Genomic DNA, 21,052 nt, shown 5'->3' with positions numbered 1-21,052 from the left:
GGATGTCCTCGCTCGCCTGCTCTGGGCGCAGGGAACAGCCTTGACCGGGCACTTCGTGCACCTGCACACCAACCCGGCATATGCATGCTGGTAGATATTTCTAACTGGCGGAAGGGGTGGCGAGGCATGGCGTTTCAGGGGGGATGTTCGAAGTCCGCTTGTCGGTTCGTCAGCTCGGCAAGGGGGGTGCATCACCCTTGCGCACCCACCGCTGCCCGTGCGATGGCGGCGGGGACGGGCCCGGCGCCCCGGGCCGGGGCGCCGGGGTCAGACGACCGGTGGCTCGGGTGCCAATACCAGCATCGTGGCGTCGTCCCGGACGGCGTAGCGCAGCCGGGTCAGGTCCGCCCACACCGCACCCGGCAGCGCGGCGGTCGCCGTGCCGGTCAGGCCGGCCAGCCGCTCGGTCAGCGGATAGAAGCCGCCGGCCGGGTCACGGGCCTCCCAGACACCGTCGGAGGCCACGAACAGCCGGTCACCCGGGCCGAGGGCCAAGGTGGCCTCCTTCGGCGGATCGACACCGACCAGCCCGATCCCCAGGGGCGGCCCGGGCGTGACCGTCACGTCCACGGCCTGTCCCGCGCGCAGCAGGACGGGCGCCGGATGCCCGCAGGCCACCACCCGCACCGTCCGCGCGTCGGGGGAGAACTCCAGCAGCACCCCGGTGGCGAACAGCTCCGCGTGCCGCACGGCCGCCGAGTCGACCCGCAGTCTGCGGTCCATCCGCGCCGCCACCGACTCCAGGTCCGGCTGGTCGAGGGCGGCCTCCCGGAACGCCCCCAGCAGCGACACCACCGTCGCCATCGCCGAGAGCCCGTGCCCCTGCACGTCGCCCATCACCGCCCGCACCCCGTTCGGCCCCGCCCGCACGTCGAAGAAGTCGCCGCCCACCAGCGTCCCGTCCTGCGCCGCCCGGTAGAAGCCCGCGCAGCCGATGCCCGCGACGCTCTCGGGCAGCGGCGGCATGACGGCCCGTTGCACCGCCTCCCCGATCGCCCTCTCCGTGTCCAGCTGGGCGTCCCGGCGGCTGCGCACATAGGACACGAACACGCTCAGCGCGGCCACGAACGCGATGGTGAGCAGATCCGTGTTGCCGGGGCGGTTGAGATGGGTGCCGGGAAGGTTCAGCACGACGACCACGCCCACGCCGAGGACCGCGGTCGCCAGCGGGCCGTAGGAGAGCACCGCAAGCGGGGGAATGGCTCCGAGCAGGAAACCGAGATCGCCCGCGTGCGGGGTCATCAGTGTCGCCGTGGTCACCGCGGCGAGCAGCAGCACAGGCAGCACACGCACCCACCGCGGTGGCGGCGCGCCCCGCAACCAGCCGCGAGCCTCCGGTAGTCCGCGCGACCCCGAGCCGCGCACCGATCCCACATCCCCACGCTACGCCGCCGACCACCTCCCGGCCTCCTCCCGGCCGGGGACCGCGCGGCGGCCGGTGAAAACCGGTGGAGTCCGGCGCCGCGGCCGGTATACCGTCTGACCGCACGCCCGAGACCGACGGAAGGAGGGGAGTGTCATGGCCACTGTCATCCTGCGCTCCCCCCTCCCCGTCGCCCGGGTGTGCCACGCCTGACCGGGAGCGCGCCCCGCCGTACGCAGCACGCACCCCGGAGGATCCGTGACCGACCTGGTCATCCGCACGCTCGACGCGAGCAGTGCGCACCTTTTCGACACCATGCCCGACCCGCTGGCCTTCCGCGAGAAGCACCGGCGCACCCGCTACCGCCCCGACTGGCAGCGCATCGCCCAGCGCGACGGCCGCACCGTGGCCCGCGCCGCCTGGTGGGGCCTGCCCGAGGACTCCGATCCGCTCCTGATCAACTGGTTCGACGTGGCCGAGGGCGAGGAGGAAGCCGGAGCCGAACTCCTGCGGACCGCACCCTGGCGGCCGGGCGAACTCGAACTCGACCTGCCCTCCGGCTGGCGCGACGACCCCCGCCTGCGGGCGGCCGCCGACGTCCGCGCCGCCGCCGCGCGCACAGCGGGCTACGAACTGCTGGTGGAGCGCTTCCTGTACCGCTGGACCCCGCAGCACGGCCTGCCCGGACGACCCGGCCGCCTCGTCTTCGGCGGGGAACCGGACGACTCCGTCTTCTTCGACCTGCTGCGCCGCATCCACTCCGTCACCCTGGACGCGCACGCCCGCCGGGCCATCGAGCAGGGCGGCGTGGACCGAGCCGCACAGGCGGAACTCGACGTCTTCCACTGGATGCCGTCCCCGCGCAGCTGGTGGCAGCTGGCCCGCACTCCCGGGGGCGAACCGGTCGGCATGCACATCCCCGCCCGCAATGCGTCCGGCCCGTGCGTCGGATTCATCGGCGTCGTGCCCGAACAGCGCGGCCGCGGGTACGCCTACGATCTGCTCGCCGAGTGCACCCACTTCCTGGTCGGACACGGAGCCGAGTGGATCGCCGCCGCCACCGACCAGGGCAACTTCCCCATGGCCGCGCACTTCACCAGGGCCGGCTACCCGGTCGTACGGGAACGCGTCAACTACCGGGCCGACCACGCACCGGGCGCCGGATGACGTGCTGAGGCCGCGGCGGTCGCACGCACCCGGGCGACCGGCTGTGACCGGCCGTCTCCCTCAGTCACCTTCACGGTCAGCCTCGTCGCCGGCGCCACCGCCGTGACCACCGCGCGGTGAGCCGGTCCGGGCGGCGCCGGCCACCAGCCGGGCCTCCGCCGCCGCGAGGATCTCGGTGACGCGCAGGCCGAACGCGGCGTCGCAGGCGTGCGGGCGGCCCGTACGAGCCGCCGTGACCAGGGCGTCGGCGGCACGGGTGAGCGCGGGGACCGCTCCCTCGGAACTGCCCGGCAGGTGCGTCACCCCGGCCTCGCCCCGGAGTTCCACATCGGCGCCGGCCGCCGCGGGCGGGGCCGACAGGCTCAGGGTGAGGGTGCTCGACGCGCCGGTGGCGTGGTCGAGGACCAGATGGACGGTGTCCGCGGGACCGTGCGCGGCCGCCACGACCCGCCGTACGTCGCCGAGCACCGGCAGCAGCACGGACAGGGCGTGCGGGCCGACGTCCCACAGCGCGCCCTTCTCGCGCCGCCACGGGGAGGCCGCGAACGGGCTGCCGGTCGTGAACACCGACCCCAGCCACTGGGCGCGGGCGGTGAACCAGCCCGGCGCGGCGGCCTGTTCCTCGATCCAGGCCTCCGGCTCCTTCTGGAAGCGGGCGGTGAAGAACACCACCGAGGCCACCCCGGCGCGCTCCACGGCCGCCACGACGGCCCGTGCCTCGGCGGCCGACACCGCCAGCGGCTTGTCCAGCAGCAGATGACGGCCCGCCCGCGCCGCGCGCACCGCCAGCTCCGCCTGCACGGACGGCGGCAGGGCCACCGCCACCGCGTCCACGTCGGCCAGCAGCGCGTCCACGTCCGTATAGGCGGCGACGTCGTACCGCTCGCCCAGTTCGGTGGCCGCCGCCGGCCGGCGCCCCCACACTCCGGCGAACTCCACGCCGGTGTGCCCGGCGAGGGCGGGAGCGTACGCCGTCCGGGCCCACGGCCCCGTTCCCAGCAGTCCGATGCGCATGTCGCGTCTCCTGTCTCCGAGTTGTTCCCCGCAGTCTCGGCACACGGCGCCGCGAGCCGTCCCCGCGGCCCCGTCAGGCCGCGGGGGCAAGTCCTTCCCGCCGCGTCACCACGCCGCGCCGCCGGCCCTGCCGGGCAGCGTCAGGACGCCGCGCTCCGATCGCCCTCCGCGCACGTGCGGTCCGTGTCCGACCGCCCGGCGAGCCAGTCGGCGATGGTCGCGGCGATCGGTTGTCCGGTGTCCATCTCGATGAAACCGAACTGGCCCGACTGGTTGCATTCCAGGAACCACCAGATCCCGTCCGCGTCCTCCGCGAAGTCGAAGGCCCCGTAGGCCAGTCGGGCATCGCCCAGGTAGCGCAGCACGCTCTCGGCGACACGCGGGGGCACGTCCGCGGGCTGCCAGGGGGAGACCGACGGGGCGAAGCGGACGTCCACCTCCTCGGGCGCGTCCGGGTCGACGGGCTTGCGCGCGGCCAGCAGGGTGTCGCCGACGACGGTGAGCCGGATGTCGGCCCGCTTGGGGACCCGCCGCTGCAGCAGCGTCGGACCGAAGGCCACCGCCGAGAAGTCGGCGTCCGGCGGGACCCGCGTCGTGGGCACCGCGCGCGGCGGCTCCTGCGGGTGGGCACCGGAGACGGGCTTGACCACCAGGTCCGGGAACCGCTCCGCGAACTCCCGCGCCGCCTGCGGAAACGTCGTGATCAGCGTGGCGGGCACCGCCAGGCCGCTGCGCTGGGCGAGGTGCAGCTGCCAGGGTTTGTGGCGGGCGCGGCGGGCGGCGTCCGGGTGGTTCATCCAGCGCGCCTCGGTGGCCCGCAGCATGCCGTACAGGGCCTGCGCCGACTCCTCCGTCAGCCATGCGGACGGCTGGGCGGCGCGGGCCGCCGCGTTCCCGGGTCTGCGCACCCAGATGGAGCGCAGCCCGCTCAGGCCCACCAGGCGTCCGCCGACGGACAGATGCGCACGGTGGGCTCCCTGCACGAATTCGCCCGACAGTGCCACCCCGCGGGTGAGATCGGCGGGGTCGAGCCGGACGACGGGCACGCCGGCCTCGCCGAGCCGGAGGACCACCATGTCCGCCGTCACGTCCTCGTCACTGGTCAGGATGAGCACGGTCATCTTCCAAGGCCCACGCTTCAGTCGTCGAAGTGCGTCTTGGAACCCGCGGTCGACGTCGTCGTTCCGAGTGCTCTCAAGGTCGCGTGATCGGTGGCGGCGATCCGCCCGTCCGGGAGGACGTTCAACTGCAGTCCGGAGTCGTACGCATACGGCGTGGTGACGTCCAACTGCACTGCGGGCCGCGCGTAGTTGAGCGTGAACGGTTGCATGGTCTCTCCCTGATTCGGCTTTCACGTCCTTATACGAATCGAACGGGTGAATGGTTTCCTTACTCTGCGTGATGGTGACGCGGAGGAGTCGCCGCGAGAGTGCCGCGGACGGGCGGCAGTGAAACGTCGTCCTGCTGCGACGCCGGGCGGCACGCCCGCGTGACACATGACGAAGTGTCGGACATCACAGTAGATGGCGTCGAAACGGCGCGGAGTCACCTCGCCGGCGCCGGCGACGGGTGTCGGCGGGCGCCCTGGCGGACGGTCACCTCGCCAGCGCCTCGCGCGCCACCGTCAGGGCCTGTTCCGCGTAGCCCCGCCCGAACAGCACCGCGTGCACCAGCAGCGGGAAGAGCTGGTGCACCCCGACCCGCTCCGGACGTCCGTCGGCCGTCGGTGCCGTCTCCTCGTACCCGGCGAGGACCCGGTCCAGGTGAGGGCAGCCGAACAGCTGCAGCATGGCCAGGTCCGTCTCCCGGTGGCCGCCGTGCGCGGCCGGGTCGATGAGCCGGACCTCTCCGTCGGCGCCCCACAGCACGTTCCCGTTCCACAGGTCGCCGTGCAGCCGGGCGGGCGGCTCGGCGGGCCCCGCCAGCTCCGGCAGCCGGGCGCAGACCCGTTCGAACACGGCCGCCTCGGCCGGGCGGAGCGTGCCCCGGTCGACCGCGCCGCGCACATACGGCAGCACGCGCTGCTCGCCGTACCAGCCGGCCCAGTCCGGCCGGTCGGGGTGCCCTGCGTTGCGCATGGGAGCCAGGCCGATGTAAGCGTCCTCGGGGCCGCCGGGGGGCGGCGCTCCGAAGTGGGGCGCCCCGGCCGCGTGCAGGGCGGCCAGCGCCTGGCCGAAACGGTGCGCCGCCCCGGGGTCCGGGCGCCCGGTCGGCACCCGCTCGGTGACCAGCCAGCGCTCGTCCTGACCGAGCACCGCCGGCACCCCGACCGCCTCAGCGGCGGCCAGCCAGCGCAGTCCGGCCGCCTCGGCGCGGACCGCCCCGGGGGCGTCACCAGGCTTGACCATCACCGGCGTCCCGTCGTCCAGCGTCACTTCGGCGGGCCATCCGTGCGCCGCCCGGGCACCGGTGACCGGGCGTCCGGTGAGCCGGGACGCCACCTGCCCTGGATCCTCGTCTCGGTCGGCCACGCCCCCAGCGTAGGGCCGCGACACGGCCTCGCCGCAGAGCACTTCGACCATTACTACGACGCTTTTGAGTCAAACCCAGGCGGTTACTACCCGTGCCGATCTCGTACGACTAGCGTGAAGGCGCCGCGTCGCCACACCAGGGGCACAGGGCCCCACGGGACTTGCGAGCGGCGGAGGATCTTCCCCGTGACCACAGCATCCGTGCTGATGGCCGACGTCTTCGAAGTCCAGCCCTACACTCCCCACTGCGAGATCATCCTCGGCGAGGGCGCGCATGCCGTGATCGGCGTGTCCCCGGGCAACAGCTACTTCTCCGCCCGACGCCTGCACGAGCTCGCCCGCTGGGGACTGGACCGCTTCGACAGGGTCGACTTCGTCTACACCGACCTGTACGTGGCCGAGATGTACGAGGCTTCCGGCTATCGGCCCGACGAGGCCCGCCGCAAGGCCGTGAAGAACCTGAGAGGCGTCCGCGCCAAGGTGCGTGACGCGGTGTCGGCGGCCGACCCGCAAGGCCTGCGGCTGGACTGGCACCCGATGTCCGAATTCCGCACCAACCCCGCCTACCAGGAGATCCACCGGGAACTGCAGGCGCGCCTGGCGTCCGACGGTGCCTTCCGGGCCGTCTGCGACGCTCTGGTGAATCGTTTCCTCACTGCGCGTGGCGAGGCGCCGAACGAGCGGCAGCGAGCCGTGTGCCTGGAATACGTGTGCGCCGAGGCGCCGCTGTTCCTGGACACCCCCGCCATTCTCAAGGTGCCCTCCTCGCTCAACTGCTACCACCAACTGCTGCCGATGGCCGAACTGCTGTACTCACGCGGTGCCGGCCTGCGGGCCTCCCGCAACCAGGGCCACGCCATCGTCACCCCGACCGCCCTGGAAGGAGCCGTGGCATGACCACCGCCCCCGGCATCCGCGCCGACCACCCGCCCCTCCTCGACTTCCCGTTCTCCTGGGACGGCACCCGCGTGCCCGCCGAGGTGGCGGAACTGCGCGCCGCCGGCCCCGTGCGGCGCGTGCGCACCATCGCCGGCGACGAGGCATGGCTGGTGTCGTCGTACGAACTGTGCGCCCAGGTCCTGAAGGACGACCGGTTCTCCCTCAAGGACACCTCCGCACCCGGCGTGCCCCGGCAGTACGCGCTCACGATCCCGCCCGAGGTCGTGAACAACATGGGCAACATCACCGGGGCCGGGCTGCGGCGCGCGGTGATGAAGGCGCTCAACCCCAAGGCGCCGGGCCTGATGGACTGGATGCGCGAAGAGGCGCACCGCCTGGTGGACCTGATGCTGGCCGACGGCCCCACGGCCGACCTGCGCGGGGCGTTCTGCGAGCCGTACTCGGCGGGCATGCACTGCCGGCTGCTCGGCATCCCGCAGAGCGAGGCCCCGGCCTTCCTGCGCAGCCTCGACATCGCCTTCATGAACTCCGCATGCCCGATCACCGGTGCGCGGATCAACTGGGACCGGGACATCGCCCGGATGACGGCCCTGCTCGACGACCCGGCGACGCACGGCCTGATGGGTGAACTCGCCGCCCTGCGCGACGACCCCGACCACGCGCACCTGACCGACGAGATGCTGGCCACCGTCGGCGTCACCATGTTCGGCGCCGGCACCGTCTCCACCTCGGGCTTCCTCGCCATGGCCCTGGTCCACCTGCTGACCCGTCCCATCGCCCGCGATCTCCTCAGGGACCGCCCCGACCTGACCGGCGCGGGGGTGGAGGAACTGCTGCGGGTCAACCTCTCGATCGGCGACGCCCTGCCGCGCCTGGCCCTGGAGGACGTCCGGCTCGGAGACGTCGAGGTGCGCCGGGGCGAACTGGTCCTCGTGCTGGTCGAGGGCGCCAACCTCGACCCGGCCAAGTTCCCCGACCCGCACCGCTTCGACCCGTACCGCGACAACGCCGCCGACCACCTCTCCTTCGGCGGCGGCGCCCACTACTGCCCCGCCACCGCGCTCGGCCGCGCCCACGCCCGCATCGCCCTGGAGGTCCTGCTCGACCGCCTGCCACAGCTCGCGCTCGCCGTGCCGCCCGGCCAACTGGTGTGGCGCACCGGTTTCATGAAGCGGATACCGGAGCGGCTGCCGGTCACCTGGTAGCCCGTCGCGGGCGGCTGCCCGAGCGGCGTGCCCGGCCCGGTACCCCGGGCGGGGCCGCCCGGTACCCCGGGCGGGGCCGCCCGGACCGCGGTGCGTGAGCCGCCGGCGGACCGCGGTGCCCTGTCAGCCGCCGGCGGGGTACGCCGTCCGGGTCAGCCCCACCGGGTTGCCGGGCGGCAGCAGTCCGGCGCCCTCGACGGTGCGGGTGAGCGGCTCCAGCAGGCCGGCCAGGCGCGCGGTGCGCTCCGCGCCGAGCGCGGCCCACGGCCCTTCGGCCGCCGCGTCGGTCAGCGCCTCCACCTCCGCGCGCACGGCCGCCCCGGCCGGGGTGAGCGATCCGTCGGCGGCGATGCGGCCGCGCTCACGCTGCCGCGCCTCGGCCGCCGCCCAGTCCGCCTGCTCCCACTTCCGCGTCTGACGCAGGAACAGTGCGTCGGACTCGCCGGCCGCCGCCTTCAGCACCATGGCGTCCACCGGACCGAGGCCCTGGCCCACCAGCACCGCGACATGCCCGTCGCCCCGGTGCTCGCGCAGGGTCGTGAGGGCCTGCCACAGGCGTGCGGCCGGCTGTTCCGGGCGGTCCAGCGCCTGGTTGGCGGCGGCCAGCACCCGGCCCGCGGTGTCCGCGCCCGCCGCGGCCTCCCACGCGAGGTCCGCGGCCTCGGCGAACCCGGCGGAGCCGACGACCTCCGGCCCGAACAGGCCGGTCAGTGCCGCGTCCATCGCCCGGCCGCGCGCCGCCAGTATCTCGGCCGGAGCCGCGTACCCCCAGGCGTCCGGCAGCGCCCGCGCCACCCGGGAGGGATGGAAGACGTAGAACGAGCTGGTCACCACGGCGGGGGAGACCGCGCCGAGCGGCGCGGACCGCAGCGCGAAGTACCCCATCCAGTAGCCGCGCATCCCGAGCGCGTCCGCGGCCAGGCGCGCCTCCGGTGCGAAGTACACCAGGTCGTGCACCGGCTCGTACCGCTCCCACATGGCCCGCGCCATCCCGTCCGCCACCGCTTCCTCCCACCGCCTCGGCCTGCCGTTCCGTGGTCACCAGCCTGCGCTATGACGCCTGTCATAACAAGGGGTGCGGGTGATCGGCCGTCACCGGATCGGTCCGCGACCGCCCGGCCGGCGAGGCCGGGCCCGGCGCGCGCGGTCCCCGTCCGGTGCGCGCCGGCCCCGCCGCGCCGCTCAATTGACCCGGACGAGGGGCCGTACGGCGCAATCAGTGGGTCAGACGGGTGGTGCGGTGCCCCGGCTGGGCGGCCCGGATGGTGGGAGTCGAAGCCCTCACTGACGGTGGTTCATGTCGGGGCCGGGTCCAACCAGCTGATGAGGTATCCGCTGCCCGGTCACGTCGGAAGGACATCACTATGCGCTCTGCCCGCATGCTTCTGGCCACGGCGGCCGCCACGGGCGCCATCGCCATCGCCACGCCGGGCGTCGCGTTCGCCGCTTTCGGCGGCGACGACGGAGGCCGTGACGACTCCTCATACAGCCGGAGCCGGGACTCCGGCGGCGACCAGGAAAAGGGTGGTTCCGGCAGGGACCAGGAAAAGGATTACGGCAAGGAAGGCGGCGACGAGCACGGACGCGGCGAGCCGCGCGGCGGAATGCACACGGGTGGCGGAGCGCTCGCCTCGGTGCCCCGGAGCGGCAACTGGGGTTCGGGCTCGGACTCCGACTCGGGCGGCGACAGCCGGTTCGACCCCGAGAGCTACAAGGGCGGGGGCGACGACGGCGGCGGCAAGGGCGGCAAGGGCGGCGACGACGGCGGCGGCAAGGGCGGCAAGGGCGGCGACGACGGCGGCGGCAGGGGCGGCAAGGGCGGCGACGACGGCGGCGGCAAGGGCGGCTGGGGTGACGACGAGGAGAAGCCGCGCGGTGGCATGCACACCGGCGGTGGCGCGCTCGCCACTCCCGGAGTCACCGCGGGCGGCCTCGCCGTCCTCGCCGTAGGCGCCACCGGCATGTACGCACTGCGCCGCAAGAAGGCCACCGCGCCCGCGTCCTGACGGGGCGGCACGGGGCTGCGGGCGCCGTCGGCGCGTTGTGCGTGCCGGCGGCCCGCGCCCCCGGCCCCCCGCCCGGTCGCCGGTACCGGTGTCCTGCCCCTTGCTCCGATCCCCGTGCTGCCGTGCCCGAATGAGGTGATGTCCGATGGCAGCAGACCCATCCTCCCCGACCGCCACCGAATCCACGGACGAGCCGAATGCCGCCCGCGGCGGGCGCCTGGTGCTGTGGGGCGTGGCGATCGTCGTGCTCGCCGTCAGCATGTTCGGCGGGCACAAGGGCTCCAGCGGCGCGTCCGGCGCGTCCCGCGCCCCCGGCGCGAGCGCCGTCGCCCAGGCCGACCCCGAGCAGCCGGGCAACGCGCTGCCCCGCTCCGTGCCGACCCGCCTGCTCATCCCCAAGATCGCGGTGGACGCCCCCTTCACGTCCCTGGCCATCGGAACCACGGGGCAGTTGCAGCCCCCGCCGGCGGGGGACACCAATCTCGTGGGCTGGTACGCCGACGGCGCCACGCCCGGCGAGCAGGGCACCTCGATCATCGCCGGGCACGTCGACACGACGACCTCCCCCGCCGTCTTCGCCAACCTGGACCAGCTGGAGTCCGGCGACACCTTCTCCGTGGAGCGCGCCGACGGGCGGACGGCGCAGTTCGTCGTCGACACCGCCGAGTCCTTCGCCAAGGACGACTTCCCCAGCAAGCGGGTGTACGCCGACGCGGCGCGCCCCGAGGTCCGGCTGATCACCTGCACCGGTGACTACGACCACGAGGCGCGGGACTACACCGAGAACCTGGTCGTCTTCGCCCACCTGGTGTGACCGCTCCCGCCGGTCCGGGCGGTGGGGCCGGGAGCGTCGCGGGCCGGGGTGGCCCGGGCCGGGGTTGCGCGTGCCGGGGGCGGGCTCAGGCGGCGCGGGTTCAGGCGGCGGGGCCGGCGAAGGGGCCGCCCGCGGCGAAGGCCAGTGCCGCGAACCGCTCGCCGATCCGCCGGTGCGCGGCCGCGTCCGGGTGCAGGCCGTCGGGCAGCGGCAGCTCGCCGAAGTCGGCCTCGCCGTACAGCTCACGGCCGTCCAGGTAGTGCAGCCCCGGGTCGTCGGCCGCCCGTTCGCGGACGATCCGGGAGAGCTCCTCCCGGACGACGCCGAGGGTGAGCTTCCCGGTCGCCTTGTCCGCCGGGGCCCCGGCGGCGTGGAACCGCATCCGCCCCTCGCTCAGGGCGGAGAAGTCCGGGGCGGTGGGGCCCGGCGTGTCCTCGTGGATGGGACACAGGATCGGGGAGACGACGAGCAGCGGTGTGCCGGGATGCCCCTCGCGGACGGTGTCCAGGAAACCGTGGACGGCCGGGCCGAAGGCGCGCAGCCGCATCAGGTCCGTGTTGACCACGTTGAGGCCGAGCTTGACGCTGATCAGGTCGGCGGGGGTGTCGCGCAGCGCTCGAGCGGTGAACGGATCGAGCAGGGCGCTGCCGCCGAGACCCAGGTTGATCAGCTCCACCCCGCCGAGGGACGCGGCCAGGGCCGGCCAGGTGGTGGTGGGGCTCGCGGCGTCCGAGCCCTGGCTGACCGAACTGCCGTGGTGCAGCCACACCTTCCGGCCCCGGTCCGGTACGGGCTCCACGGGCGCGTCGGTGCGCAGGGCGACCAGTTCGGTCGTCTCGTTGTGCGGCAGCCAGATCTCCACGTCCTTGGGGGCGTCGGACAGGCCGGTGAAGCGCACGGTGCCGACGGGGCCGGGCCGGTGCTCGGCGGCACCGGTGCTCAGATCGACGGTGAGGGTGTTGCCGCCGCCGACGGTGGCGCCGCCGGCCGGCCGGCCGTCCACGAGCAGGTCGTAGACGCCGTCCGGGCGAGACGGTGCGCCCACGTAGACCCGTTTGGTCGCCAGGGTGTCGAGTTCGACGGTGGTCGCGCGGGTGCGGAAGGCCAGGCGTACGCCGGAGGGCTGCGACTCGGCCAGCGCCAGCTGGGGGTCGGCGCACTGGGCGCGGGCCCGGGCGGGCAGCCGGTGCGGCAGCAGCCCGTGGGCGGTGCGTTCCAGGTCGAGCGCGCCACGGATCAGTTCGGGGGTCAGGGGGGTGTCGAGCATGGGGTGGCCTGTGTCTCCAGGGGCGGGCAGGTGGGGGGTGTCAGAGGCCGGGCCAGTTGCGCAGCAGGGCGTCGAGGGCGTCCAGGATGCGGGTCCACGACTCCTGCGAGTCGGGAGCGCTGTGACTGAATCCGCCGGCCGCCTCCAGGCTGACGTAGCCGTGGAAGACGCTGCCGAGGAGGCGGACCGCATGGGTCTCGGCGGGCTCGGGCAGGTCGTAGCCGCGCAGGATCGCCCGGGTCATCAGCGCGTGCCGGCCGCCCGCGCTCGCGGCCGCCGTCTGAGGGTCCAGCGGGTAGCGGGCAGCCGTGTAGCGGCCCGGGTGCTCGCGGGCGTAGTCACGGTAGACGCCGGCGAAGGCGGTGAGGGCGTCCTTGGCGGCCCGCCCGGCCAGGGCGTCGGCGGCGAGGTCGGCCATTTCCTCCAGGGCGAGCAGCGCGATGCGCGTCTTCAGGTCCTGGGAGTTCCGCAGGTGGGAGTACAGGCTCGCGACCTTGACGTCGAACCGCCGGGCCAGCGCCGACACCGTCACCTGCTCGAAGCCGACCTCGTCGGCCAGCTCGGCGCCCGCTCGGACCAGGCGCTCGGTGGTCAGGCCTGCGCGAACCATCAGTGTGCTCCCATCCGTCAGGAAGGAGTATGCGTTTGCCTAAGGTGTTTAGGCAAACGGCGCAGGTGTGTAGGCATGTCGGTGCGGGGTGCGGGGTGCGGGGTGCGGGGTGCGGGGTGCGGGGTGCGGGGTGCGGGGACACCGGAGGGACCGGCCGGGGGACGTAATCGGGTCGCGCGCCGTCCGTCCGCCGTCCTAGCCTGCGCGGCATGGCGAAAGCACCCGTTCTCACGCCCCGCGCGGACGACTTCCCGCGCTGGTACCAGGATCTGATCGGCAAGGCCGAGCTGGCCGACAACGGGCCGGTGCGCGGCACCATGGTCATCCGACCGTACGGCTACGGTCTGTGGGAGCGGATGCAGCAGGAGATGGACGCCCGCATCAAGCGGGCGGGAGCCCAGAACGCCTACTTCCCGCTCTTCGTCCCGCAGTCGTACCTGACGAAGGAGGCCGAGCACGTCGAGGGCTTCGCGCCCGAGCTGGCCGTCGTCACGCACGCCGGCGGCAAGGAGCTGGAGGAGCCCGTCGTGGTGCGGCCCACCTCCGAGACGATCGTCAACGACTACTTCTCGAAATGGGTGCAGAGCTACCGCGACCTGCCCCTGCTCATCAACCAGTGGGCGAACGTGGTGCGCTGGGAGCTGCGGCCGCGCGTGTTCCTGCGGACGACGGAATTCCTGTGGCAGGAGGGCCACACCGCGCACGCCACCCGCGAGGAGGCCCGGGAGTACGCCGCCCACATCCACCGCGACGTTTACGCCGACTTCATGCGCGACGTCCTCGCCATGGACGTCGTACCCGGGCGCAAGACGGCCAGGGAGCGGTTCGCCGGCGCGATCAACACGCTCACCCTCGAGGGCATGATGGGCGACGGCAAGGCCCTCCAACTGGCGACCAGTCACGAGCTGGGGCAGAACTTCGCCAAGGCCTTCGACACGCGGTACCTGTCGAAGGACGGCCGTCAGGAGTACGTCTGGCAGACCTCCTGGGGCTCCACCACACGCATGATCGGCGCCCTGGTGATGATGCACGGGGACGACGACGGCCTGCGCGTGCCGCCCCGGCTGGCGGCCGTCCAGGCGGTGGTCGTCGCGGTCAAGGACGACGCGGCGGTGGCGGCCGAGGTCCAGGCGATCGGTGAGCGGCTGCGCGCGGCGGGCGTACGCGTCCACGTCGACGACCGCACGGACGTGCCGTTCGGCCGCCGGGCGGTCGACTGGGAGCTCAAGGGCGTGCCCGTGCGGATCGAGGTGGGACCGCGCGATCTGCACAGCGGCACAGCCGTCCTGGTCCGGCGCATCCCCGGCAGCAGGGAGCCGGTGCCGGCCGCCGCGCTGCCCGGGCTCGTGCCCGGCATGCTGAAGGACGACCAGGCGCTGCTGCTGGCGCAGTCCCGCGAGCGCCGCGAGGCCCGCACCGCCGAGGTGACCACGATCGGGGAGGCCGCCGAGGCCGCGAGCACCGGCTGGGCGCGCATCCCGTGGGCCGCGCTGGGCCCGCAGGGCGAGGCGACTCTTGCCGAGCAAGGGGTCTCCGTACGGTGCCTGGTCGCCGCCGACGGCTCGGTCCCCGGCAGTGACGACCAGCCGGGCAGCATCGCGATCGTGGCGCGCGCCTACTGACGGGAACACACCGGCTCCCGCGCGGGGCGGACTCCGGCGGCCGCCCCCGCCCACGCGCCTGACCAGGGCACGGGCTTCCGGGGCGGCGCCGTCTCGGCGCCGGCGGCCGCGCGCACCTGTCGTCCCGGCACCTGCCCGCTCCCCGGGGGCGCCGTCTCGGCGCCGGCGCCCGCGCGCACCTGCCACCCCGGCACCCGCTCCCTCCCCGGCGGTGCCGTCTCCGCACCGGCTCGCGCGGGCGCGTGCAGGACTGCGGGCCCGTGACTTGTGCGGGTCAGGACGGCGGGCCCGTGACTTGTGCGGGTCAGGACGGCGGGCCCGTGACTTGTGCGGGTGGGGACACGATGGAACGCTTCGGTCGGCCGGTCACGACCATGCCCGGTGACGGCTGTGAGCACCGGGTTCCCGGTTGGCGCACGCTCCCGGCCGGCCGCGGGACGAGACGGGGAGTGGACGGATGGAGCTGGAGCTGCGGCACCTGAGAGTGCTGTGCGCGATCGCCGACGCGGGCAGCGTGGGCCGCGCCGCCACGCAGCTCGGGTACTCGCAGCCCGCCGTCAGCACCCAGCTGCGGCGCATCGAGCGGCACCTGGGTGAACCGCTCTTCGAACGCGGCACCAGCGGGGTCCGCCCCACCCGCTACGGCGCCGAGGTGGTCGCCCAGGCCCGCGACGTGCTGGCCCGGGCCGACGCCATCGGTCACCGCCCGCCGGCCGAGCGGCCCCGCCGTACTCTGCGGGTGGCCGCGACCAACTCGCCCATGCTCTCCGGCACCCTCTCCCGGGTCCGCACCCGGCTGCCGGAACTGTCCCTGGCGGTCACCAGCGTCTACGCCTCCTCGCGCATCGTCGAACTGCTGGAGGAGGGCGCCGCGGACATCGCCATCGCCGCCGACTACCCGGGGATGGAGCTGCGGCATGCGAGCGCGGTGCGGCACCGCGGGATCGTCACCGAGCCGACGTTCGTCGCCCTGCCGTCCCGGCACCGGCTCCGGCAGTGCGCCCAGGTGCAGCTCGCCGATCTGGCGGAGGACGCCTGGTTCGTGACCCCGGACGACGGCGCGGGCTGGCCGGGGGTGTTCTACGACGCCTGCGCGGCGGCCGGGTTCACCCCGGTCGCCGTGCACGAGTTCCTCGGTGACCAGACCCAGCTGCAGAGCATGATCGCCGACGGCCTCGGGGTGTCGCTCGTACAGCCGACGCTGCGGCCCATGCCGCACGTCCTCGTGAAACCCCTGGTCGGCTCCCCGCTGTGGTGCCGCTATGTGCTCGCCTGGCGGCCCGACGTCGTCGCGGACGACATGGTGGAGACGGTGTGCCAGTCCGCCACCGCCGCGTACCGCGACCTCGTCGCCCAGGCACCTCACCTGCGGACCTGGGCCTCACGGACCTGGAGCGCCGCCGGGGCGTAGCGGCACCGCGGGAGCTCCGCGATGTTATGGGCCGACTGTGCCATGTGCTATGTCACACGCCATTGTTGGGCGTACGGCTCGCTGCCACAGTGCCTCACACGCCTCAACACCCCACAGAGGCGCATCCCTTCGTGGAGGAACCCAGATGCGCTATCGCTTCGCGCTGCCCGGGCACGCGCCCGGACGCAGAGCCCGACGCCTGGCGGGCGCCGCCGCCGTCTGCGTCACCGTGGCCGGTCTGCTGTCCACACCGGCAGCGGCGGCATCCCGGCCGCACCCCGGTACGGCGGCGGCCGCGCCCCGCAAGGCCGTTCCCCAGCCCTCACCCAGCGGTGCGGCCACCGCCGCGACGGAGCGTCCGGCCGCGCGGACCCGCCTGCCGAGTCCGGCCCAACTCCCGCCGCACGCACCGCAGCTGTCGCCCGGTCACGAGAGGGAACGCAAGAGCGTGGCGGCCTCCTGCACCCCGTCCGACTTCGGCGGCCGTACCGGCTCCGCCCTCGTCTCCTTCGTGAAGGCCGCGTCCACGGACTGCGTCAACACTCTCTTCCCGGTCACCGGCAAGGACGCGCACGACGTCTTCCGGCAGGCGCAGATGCTGACCGTCGCGAACGCCTACGCGCGCGCCGCCGGGCAGTACCGCGGTGACAACTCCGGCAGTCTGCAGCAGCTGGTGCTGTTCCTGCGCGCCGGCTACTACGTGCAGTTCAACCACCCCGCCGACGTGGGCGCGTACACCTCCCGGCTCACCACGGCCGTCACCGCCGGCCTCGACACCTTCTTCGCCCGGCCCCACTCGCGCGACGTCAGCGCGGCCAACGGCGGCGTCCTCGGCGAGACGGTCGTTCTCACCGACAGCGCCGACCAGCAGGGCCGTTACCTCCACGTCTACCGACGGCTGCTGAACGACTACGACAGCTCCTACGACTCCGTGGACAGCATGATCAGCGCCGTCAACGACGTCTACACGCCCCTGTGGCGCGGCAACTGGAACCCCGAGTACGTGAAGGCGGTCGAGGCCGACCCGCGCGTCATCGACACCCTGTACGACTTCGCGCGGTCCAACACGGACCTGCTCGGCACGAGTCTGGCGTTCCTGGACTCCAATGCCGGGATGAACGTGGCCCGTTACGTCGAACACGCCACGCTGCGCGACATCGCCGCGCCGCTGGCCAAGGACCTGCTGGACGCGACCGGGATCACCGGTCCGACGGCCGGGCTCTGGGTCGCCGTCGCCACGCAGGCGAACTACTACGACGCCGCCGGCTGCGCCTACTACGACGTCTGCGACCTGCCGGGCAAGCTGACCCGGGCCGTCCTGCCCACCACGCACCGCTGCGACGCCCATGTGACCCTGCGCGCCCAGGCGCTGACCGCCGCCGAGCTCGACGCCGCCTGCGCGAGCGTCCTCCACCAGGACGCGTACTTCGCCTCGCTGGTGAAGGCGACCGGCCCGATACCGGGTCAGTACGCCTCGGCGATCGAGCTCGTGGTCTTCGCGAGCCGCACCGACTACCGGACCTATGCGGGCGCCATCTACGGCATCAGCACCGACAACGGCGGCATGACCCTCGGGGGCGACCCGACGGACCCGGCCAACCGGGCCACCTCGATCATGTACCAGAAGGACCACGACGACGGCTTCGTGGCCCGGATCTGGAACCTCAACCACGAGTACACGCACTTCCTCGACGCCCGTGACGACATGCGCGGCGACTTCGGCCGGCAGATCTCCGTGCCGGACGTGTGGTGGATCGAGGGCCTGGCCGAGTACGTGTCCTACGGCTACCGGAACATCCCCGACGACCAGGCGGTCCAGGAGGCCGGCAAGCACACGTACCGGCTCAGCACCCTGTTCGAGAACACCTACGACAACAGCGACACGACCCGCGTCTACCCCTGGGGATACCTCGCCGTGCGCTACATGGCCGAGAGGCATCCCGACGACGTCCAGCGCATGCTCGTCAGGTTCCGCGCCGGAGACTACGCCGGTGGATACGCCGTCTACCACGACGGCATCGGCAGCCGCTACGACGCCGACTTCGACCAGTGGCTCACGGCGTGCGCCGCGGGAGCCTACGGCCGGCCGGCCCCGGCCTGACCGCACGCGCCGCGGTGGAACGGCCGCCGACCGGAGAACCCGGTCGGCGGCCGCACGCGTCCGCGGGCCCCGGCGTCAGACCGCCGTGACCGGGAACGTCGGGTACTCCACGCCCGAGACGTGCTGGACGACCCGCACGACCTGGCAGGAGTAGCCGAACTCGTTGTCGTACCAGAGGTAGAGGATCGCGTTGTCCCCGTCGACCTTGAGCGCGCCCGCGTCCACGATCGAGGCGTGCCGCGAGCCCATGAAGTCGCTGGAGACCGCGTCCGGCGCCGTGGTGAAGTCGATCTGGCGCTTGAGCGGCGAGGTCAGCGACACCTCACGCAGATAGTCGTGCACCTCCTCGCGGGTGGTCTCACGGGCCAGCTGCAGGTTGAGGATCGCGATCGACACGTCCGGCACCGGGACGCGGATCGAGCTGCCGCTGATCTTCGCCTTGAGGTCGGGCAGCGCCTTGGCGACGGCTGAGGCGGCGCCGGTCTCGGTGATCACCATGTTGAGCGGCGCGGAGCGGCCGCGGCGATCGGACTTGTGGTAGTTGTCCAGCAGGTTCTGGTCGTTGGTGAACGAGTGGACGGTCTCCACGTGCCCGCGCAGCACGCCGTACTCGTCGTCCATCGCCTTCAGCGGCGGGACGATGGCGTTGGTGGTGCAGGAGGCGCAGGACAGGATCTGCTCGTCCGGCTTGATCGTGTCGTGGTTGACGCCGTGCACGATGTTCGGGACGTCGCCCTTGCCCGGAGCGGTCAGCACGACCTTGTCGATGCCGGGGCGCAGGTGCTGGGACAGGCCCTCGCGGTCACGCCACTTGCCGGTGTTGTCGATGAGGATGGCGTCCCGGATGCCGTACTCGGTGTAGTCCACGTGCGACGGGTCGTCGGCGTAGATCACCTTGATCTCGTTGCCGTTGGCGACGATCGTGCTGGTGTTCTCGTCCACGGTGATGGTGCCCTGGAACTGGCCGTGGATGGAGTCGCGGCGCAGCAGCGAGGCGCGCTTGACGAGGTCTCCGGCCGCCCGGGCCCCGCCGCCGCGGACGACGATGGCGCGCAGCCGCAGGCCGTTGCCCGAGCCGGACTTCTCGATCAGCAGGCGGGCGACCAGGCGGCCGATCCGGCCGAAGCCGTACAGGACGACGTCGCGCGGTTCGCGGCGCTCGATCCGGTCGGGGCCCGTGGCCCCGGCGACGGCCCGGGCGGTGAACTCCGCCACCGTCAGGCCGCGGTCGTCGGCCTTGTGCAGGGTGGCCAGCATGCCCAGGTCGATCTGCGAGGGCCCGAGGTCGAGGGCGGTCAGGGCCTGCAGGTACGGCATGGTCTCGGTGACCGAGAGCTCCGCACCGGCGATCTGCCGGGCGAAGCGGTGCGTCTTCAGGATGCTGACCACCGACTTGTTCACCAGGGAGCGGCTGTGCAGCAGGACGGTGACGTCCCGCTCGCGGTGCAGCTTCCCGATGAGCGGGATCATCGACTCCGCGATCTCCTCGCGGATCTTCCAGTTGGTGAACGAGTCGTCGTTGACAGTCACAGATCTATCTTTCGAGCTAGGCAGCGCTCATATGCTAACCACACCCTACTTCGATCATCCCGGTGGGTTGCCGGGGGGTGCCGGGGCGTGAGGAGCCGCCCGTGTTCCGGCGACCTCCACGGCACCGGTCGCGGGGTCCGTTCCTGAATCAGGGTGGAAGTGCGGGAGAAACCCGGGTCGTGAATTGCGCGCCCGCACGGGCGTGCCCAAGGTCAGGGGCGTGAGCACCTCCTCCGTCCCCCGGCCCGAGCCGGCCGCCCCGTCCGGCCCACGCCGCTGCCCGACGCTCCCGCGGATCGCCCGGCGCGGTGTCCCCGAGGGCGCGCTCCCGGCCCTCGTCTTCTTCACCGCCGTCCGGCTCGCAGGCCTCCTGGCCGTGATCCTCACGAACGCCCTCAGGGGACGCCCCCTCGTCAGGAACCTGGCCCACTCCTGGGACTCGCGCTGGTACCTGCACATCGCCACCCATGGCTACGGCCGCCTGATCGACGTCACCCCGGGCGGCGCCGTCCAGACCGACTGGGCGTTCTTCCCGCTGTACCCGGCGCTCATCAGGGCGCTCACCACCGTCCTGCCGGTCACCCCGGGCCAGAGCGCCCTGCTCATCGCCTGGGCCGCGGCGGTCGCGGCCGCGTACGGCGTCTACGCCGTCGGCCACCGCCTGTACGGGCGCGGTGTCGCCACCGCCCTGGTCGCCCTGTGGGCCGTGCTGCCCCATGCCGTCGAACTGACCATCGCCTACACGGAGTCGCTGTTCGCCGCGCTCGCGGCCTGGTCCCTGTACTGCGTCCTGCGCGGCCGCTGGCTGTGGGCGGGCGGGCTGGCCGCGCTGGCGGGTCTGAGCCGGCCCAGTGGATTCGCGGTGGCGGTCGCCGTCTGCCTCGCGGCCGCCCACGAGGCGGTGCGGCAGCGCGGCCGGGTCCCGGCGAGCCTGTGGGCCGGCGCGCTGCTGGCCCCGCTGGGCTGGCTCGGCTATGTGCTGTGGGTGGGCGGCCGGACCGGTGACCTGCTCGGCGGCTATCTGCGGGTGCAGAGCGCCTGGAACTCCCGCTTCGACCTCGGCGCGGGCGCGCTGCACTTCCTGAAGGCCCTGCTCCTGCACGGCGGCGTTTTCGTCTACCCGGCCGCCCTGGTGATCGTCGCCGCGGCGGTCCTGCTGTTCGCCCTGCTGTGCCTGGAACGCGCCCCGCTGGCCCTGGTCGCCTTCTCCGGGGTGCTGATCCTGCTCGTGGTCGGGGGCTCCGGCTCCTTCTCGTCCAAGCCGCGCTTCCTGCTGCCGGCCTTCCCGCTGCTCATCCCGATGGCACGCGCGCTCGTCCGGACCTGGCGCCGGCGACCGGCCCAGGCGCTGCTCGTCCTCGGGGCCCTCACCGCGACGTCCCTGCTGTTCGGCGCCTATGTGCTGGTGGTGGCCCACTCTCCGCTGTGAACCACCGCGGGCCGGCGGTCCGGGCCGGCCCGCGTGTGCGTGGCGGGGCCGGGCCGCCGCCACGCCGCCCGGGCCGCGTTCGCGGCGGAGAGCACCCGTGCCCGGCGCCGCAGCGTGTCGGGCGGCCGGAACGTCCGTGGGC

The 21,052-nt window shown here is 73.5% G+C and carries 18 protein-coding genes; 9 read left to right on the top strand and 9 right to left on the bottom strand.

Annotation, left to right across the window (positions count from 1 at the left end):
- Positions 1–267 precede the first annotated feature (267 nt).
- Positions 268–1,374 carry a PP2C family protein-serine/threonine phosphatase gene (locus ABVB68_RS24935; RefSeq protein ID WP_503006231.1) on the bottom strand — a complete coding sequence of 369 codons (1,107 nt, stop codon included), beginning with the start codon at positions 1,372–1,374 and terminating at the stop codon, positions 268–270.
- A gap of 247 nt (positions 1,375–1,621) precedes the next feature.
- Here ABVB68_RS24935 and ABVB68_RS24930 point away from each other — a divergent pair, with 247 nt between their 5' ends.
- The gene (locus tag ABVB68_RS24930; protein ID WP_353603348.1) at positions 1,622–2,530 is read left to right on the top strand and encodes a GNAT family N-acetyltransferase; all 909 of its coding nucleotides are present in this window, start codon (positions 1,622–1,624) and stop codon (positions 2,528–2,530) included.
- Between the two features lie 60 nt (positions 2,531–2,590).
- Here ABVB68_RS24930 and ABVB68_RS24925 read toward each other — a convergent pair whose 3' ends face one another.
- From ABVB68_RS24925 to ABVB68_RS24910, 4 genes are all read right to left on the bottom strand, one after another.
- Entirely contained in the window at positions 2,591–3,544 is a 954-nt protein-coding gene (locus tag ABVB68_RS24925; RefSeq protein WP_353603347.1) for a Gfo/Idh/MocA family protein, read from the bottom strand.
- Between the two features lie 140 nt (positions 3,545–3,684).
- A complete protein-coding gene (tgmB, locus tag ABVB68_RS24920; RefSeq protein WP_353603346.1) occupies positions 3,685–4,665 on the bottom strand; it encodes an ATP-grasp ribosomal peptide maturase in 981 nt (326 codons plus the stop codon).
- Between the two features lie 17 nt (positions 4,666–4,682).
- Positions 4,683–4,874: a putative ATP-grasp-modified RiPP gene (gene tgmA, locus ABVB68_RS24915; RefSeq protein WP_020938095.1), complete on the bottom strand. Its 192-nt coding sequence runs from the start codon at positions 4,872–4,874 to the stop codon at positions 4,683–4,685.
- A 265-nt stretch (positions 4,875–5,139) separates the two neighbouring features.
- Positions 5,140–5,985: a fructosamine kinase family protein gene (locus ABVB68_RS24910; protein WP_353603378.1), complete on the bottom strand. Its 846-nt coding sequence runs from the start codon at positions 5,983–5,985 to the stop codon at positions 5,140–5,142.
- Positions 5,986–6,201: 216 nt separating this feature from the next.
- On the opposite strand from ABVB68_RS24910, the gene ABVB68_RS24905 reads away from it, so the two are divergent.
- The gene (locus tag ABVB68_RS24905) at positions 6,202–6,912 is read left to right on the top strand and encodes a cyclodityrosine synthase (protein ID WP_353603345.1); all 711 of its coding nucleotides are present in this window, start codon (positions 6,202–6,204) and stop codon (positions 6,910–6,912) included.
- Positions 6,909–8,120 (top strand): cytochrome P450, encoded by a 1,212-nt coding sequence (locus tag ABVB68_RS24900; RefSeq protein ID WP_353603344.1) that lies wholly within the window; start codon positions 6,909–6,911, stop codon positions 8,118–8,120. The genes ABVB68_RS24905 and ABVB68_RS24900 overlap by 4 nt, the downstream gene beginning before the upstream one ends.
- A 123-nt stretch (positions 8,121–8,243) precedes the next feature.
- Here ABVB68_RS24900 and ABVB68_RS24895 read toward each other — a convergent pair whose 3' ends face one another.
- Complete coding sequence (locus tag ABVB68_RS24895) at positions 8,244–9,122, bottom strand: SCO6745 family protein (RefSeq protein WP_353603343.1); 879 nt, start codon at positions 9,120–9,122, stop codon at positions 8,244–8,246.
- 362 nt (positions 9,123–9,484) lie between these two features.
- Here ABVB68_RS24895 and ABVB68_RS24890 point away from each other — a divergent pair, with 362 nt between their 5' ends.
- Both ABVB68_RS24890 and ABVB68_RS24885 read left to right on the top strand, forming a co-directional pair.
- Entirely contained in the window at positions 9,485–10,126 is a 642-nt protein-coding gene (locus tag ABVB68_RS24890; RefSeq protein ID WP_353603342.1) for a hypothetical protein, read from the top strand.
- A gap of 145 nt (positions 10,127–10,271) precedes the next feature.
- Positions 10,272–10,940: a class F sortase gene (locus tag ABVB68_RS24885; RefSeq protein ID WP_353603341.1), complete on the top strand. Its 669-nt coding sequence runs from the start codon at positions 10,272–10,274 to the stop codon at positions 10,938–10,940.
- Positions 10,941–11,040: 100 nt separating this feature from the next.
- Here the strand turns inward: ABVB68_RS24885 and ABVB68_RS24880 are convergent, their stop codons facing one another.
- A complete protein-coding gene (locus tag ABVB68_RS24880; RefSeq protein ID WP_353603340.1) occupies positions 11,041–12,207 on the bottom strand; it encodes a GDSL-type esterase/lipase family protein in 1,167 nt (388 codons plus the stop codon).
- Between the two features lie 40 nt (positions 12,208–12,247).
- Complete coding sequence (locus ABVB68_RS24875) at positions 12,248–12,817, bottom strand: TetR/AcrR family transcriptional regulator (protein ID WP_353603339.1); 570 nt, start codon at positions 12,815–12,817, stop codon at positions 12,248–12,250.
- A 209-nt stretch (positions 12,818–13,026) separates the two neighbouring features.
- On the opposite strand from ABVB68_RS24875, the gene proS reads away from it, so the two are divergent.
- From proS to ABVB68_RS24860, 3 genes are all read left to right on the top strand, one after another.
- Positions 13,027–14,439, top strand: coding sequence for a proline--tRNA ligase (gene proS, locus ABVB68_RS24870; protein ID WP_353603338.1), 1,413 nt, complete (start codon positions 13,027–13,029; stop codon positions 14,437–14,439).
- Positions 14,440–14,896: 457 nt separating this feature from the next.
- Positions 14,897–15,850, top strand: a complete 954-nt coding sequence (locus tag ABVB68_RS24865; protein ID WP_353603337.1) for a LysR family transcriptional regulator — start codon at positions 14,897–14,899, stop codon at positions 15,848–15,850.
- Positions 15,851–15,995: 145 nt separating this feature from the next.
- Positions 15,996–17,951, top strand: coding sequence for a collagenase (locus tag ABVB68_RS24860; RefSeq protein WP_353603336.1), 1,956 nt, complete (start codon positions 15,996–15,998; stop codon positions 17,949–17,951).
- 75 nt (positions 17,952–18,026) lie between these two features.
- On the opposite strand, the gene ABVB68_RS24855 is transcribed toward ABVB68_RS24860, so the two are convergent.
- Entirely contained in the window at positions 18,027–19,481 is a 1,455-nt protein-coding gene (locus tag ABVB68_RS24855; protein ID WP_353603335.1) for a glyceraldehyde-3-phosphate dehydrogenase, read from the bottom strand.
- 220 nt (positions 19,482–19,701) lie between these two features.
- Here ABVB68_RS24855 and ABVB68_RS24850 point away from each other — a divergent pair, with 220 nt between their 5' ends.
- Positions 19,702–20,910 carry a putative hexosyltransferase gene (locus ABVB68_RS24850; RefSeq protein ID WP_353603334.1) on the top strand — a complete coding sequence of 403 codons (1,209 nt, stop codon included), beginning with the start codon at positions 19,702–19,704 and terminating at the stop codon, positions 20,908–20,910.
- Positions 20,911–21,052 lie beyond the last annotated feature (142 nt).

It is taken from the genome of Streptomyces sp. NPDC096012, assembly GCF_040426375.1.
In the GTDB taxonomy this organism is placed as follows: domain Bacteria; phylum Actinomycetota; class Actinomycetes; order Streptomycetales; family Streptomycetaceae; genus Streptomyces.
Note: the sequence above shows the minus strand (reverse complement) of the source record. Positions and strands in the feature narration are given on the sequence as shown.